The sequence below is a fragment of the Variovorax sp. GW458-11-26-14-LB1 genome (assembly GCF_059423965.1).
The window spans coordinates 1-2,500 of sequence record NZ_JBWKYW010000051.1 but is presented as its reverse complement, the minus strand read 5'-3'; the positions used below and the strand labels follow the sequence as shown (position 1 = coordinate 2,500).

The window sequence follows — 2,500 nt, the reverse complement described above, 5'->3', positions numbered from 1 at the left end:
TCCGAATAGGGCGATCAGTCGCTGGGTGTAGACCCGAAACCAAGTGATCTATCCATGGCCAGGATGAAGGTGCCGTAACAGGTACTGGAGGTCCGAACCGACTAGTGTTGCAAAACTAGCGGATGAGCTGTGGATAGGGGTGAAAGGCTAAACAAACTTGGAAATAGCTGGTTCTCTCCGAAAACTATTTAGGTAGTGCCTCAAGTATTACCATCGGGGGTAGAGCACTGTTTTGGCTAGGGGGTCATGGCGACTTACCAAACCAAGGCAAACTCCGAATACCGATGAGTACAGCTTGGGAGACAGAGCACCGGGTGCTAACGTCCGGACTCAAGAGGGAAACAACCCAGACCGCCAGCTAAGGTCCCTAAAATTGGCTAAGTGGGAAACGAAGTGGGAAGGCTAAAACAGTCAGGATGTTGGCTTAGAAGCAGCCATCATTTAAAGAAAGCGTAATAGCTCACTGATCGAGTCGTCCTGCGCGGAAGATGTAACGGGGCTAAGCCAGTTACCGAAGCTGCGGATTTGCAATTTATTGCAAGTGGTAGGAGAGCGTTCTGTAAGCCTGTGAAGGTGCGTTGTAAAGCGTGCTGGAGGTATCAGAAGTGCGAATGCTGACATGAGTAGCGTTAAAGGGGGTGAAAAGCCCCCTCGCCGTAAGCGCAAGGTTTTCTACGCAACGTTCATCGGCGTAGAGTGAGTCGGCCCCTAAGGCGAGGCAGAGATGCGTAGCTGATGGGAAACAGGTCAATATTCCTGTACCGATTGTTAGTGCGATGTGGGGACGGATCTTAATAGGTCATCCAGTTATTGGATTATTCTGGTTTAGTTGGATGTAGGCGTGCATTAGGCAAATCCGGTGCACATATACCGAGGCCAACGATCGAGCGGACTTGTCCGTGAAGTGACTGAACGAGGTTCCAGGAAAAGCCACTAAGCTTCAGCTAACAACGACCGTACCGCAAACCGACACTGGTGCGCGAGATGAGTATTCTAAGGCGCTTGAGAGAACTCAGGAGAAGGAACTCGGCAAATTGACACCGTAACTTCGGAAGAAGGTGTGCCCTATTAGTGTGTAGTGAACAACGAAGCATGAATGGGTTGCAAAAAATCGGTGGCTGCGACTGTTTATTAAAAACACAGCACTCTGCAAACACGAAAGTGGACGTATAGGGTGTGACGCCTGCCCGGTGCTGGAAGATTAAATGATGGGGTGCAAGCTCTTGATTGAAGTCCCAGTAAACGGCGGCCGTAACTATAACGGTCCTAAGGTAGCGAAATTCCTTGTCGGGTAAGTTCCGACCTGCACGAATGGCGTAACGATGGCCACACTGTCTCCTCCTGAGACTCAGCGAAGTTGAAATGTTTGTGATGATGCAATCTCCCCGCGGAAAGACGGAAAGACCCCATGAACCTTTACTGTAGCTTTGTATTGGACTTTGAACAGATCTGTGTAGGATAGGTGGGAGGCTTTGAAGCAGGGTCGCTAGATCTTGTGGAGCCAACGTTGAAATACCACCCTGGTGTGTTTGAGGTTCTAACCTAGGTCCATTATCTGGATCGGGGACAGTGCATGGTAGGCAGTTTGACTGGGGCGGTCTCCTCCCAAAGCGTAACGGAGGAGTTCGAAGGTACGCTAGTTACGGTCGGACATCGTGACGATAGTGCAATGGCATAAGCGTGCTTAACTGCGAGACTGACAAGTCGAGCAGATGCGAAAGCAGGACATAGTGATCCGGTGGTTCTGTATGGAAGGGCCATCGCTCAACGGATAAAAGGTACTCTGGGGATAACAGGCTGATACCGCCCAAGAGTTCATATCGACGGCGGTGTTTGGCACCTCGATGTCGGCTCATCTCATCCTGGGGCTGTAGCCGGTCCCAAGGGTATGGCTGTTCGCCATTTAAAGAGGTACGTGAGCTGGGTTTAAAACGTCGTGAGACAGTTTGGTCCCTATCTTCCGTGGGCGCTGCAGATTTGAGGAAGCCTGCTCCTAGTACGAGAGGACCGGAGTGGACACACCTCTGGTGTATCGGTTGTCACGCCAGTGGCATTGCCGAGTAGCTAAGTGTGGAAGAGATAACCGCTGAAAGCATCTAAGCGGGAAACTCGTTTCAAGATGAGATCTGCCGGGGCCTTGAGCCCCCTAAAGAGTCGTTCAAGACCAGGACGTTGATAGGTCAGGTGTGGAAGCGCAGTAATGCGTTAAGCTAACTGATACTAATTGCTCGTGCGGCTTGACCCTATAACTTTGATCAATCTGATCAAGGTGTTATGCCAAGTTGACGCATTCAAAATAATTCGCCAAAAGCTGATTCCAAACTCTATGAATTCGTTTGATTGATCGTGTGATCAATCGGACAACCCTTTATGCCTGATGACCATAGCGAGTTGGTACCACTCCTTCCCATCCCGAACAGGACAGTGAAACGACTCAGCGCCGATGATAGTGCGGGTTCCCGTGTGAAAGTAGGTCATCGTCAGGCTCTTACAGCCCAGA

At 50.5% G+C, this 2,500-nt stretch carries 2 rRNA genes (1 of these 2 cut by a window edge); both read left to right on the top strand.

Annotation, left to right across the window (positions count from 1 at the left end):
- Positions 1-2,245 (top strand): 23S ribosomal RNA (locus AC07YS_RS25800); it begins 629 nt to the left of the window's first position.
- Positions 2,246-2,373: 128 nt separating this feature from the next.
- Positions 2,374-2,486: ribosomal RNA gene (gene rrf, locus AC07YS_RS25795) — 5S ribosomal RNA — on the top strand.
- The last annotated feature ends 14 nt before the right edge of the window (positions 2,487-2,500 follow it).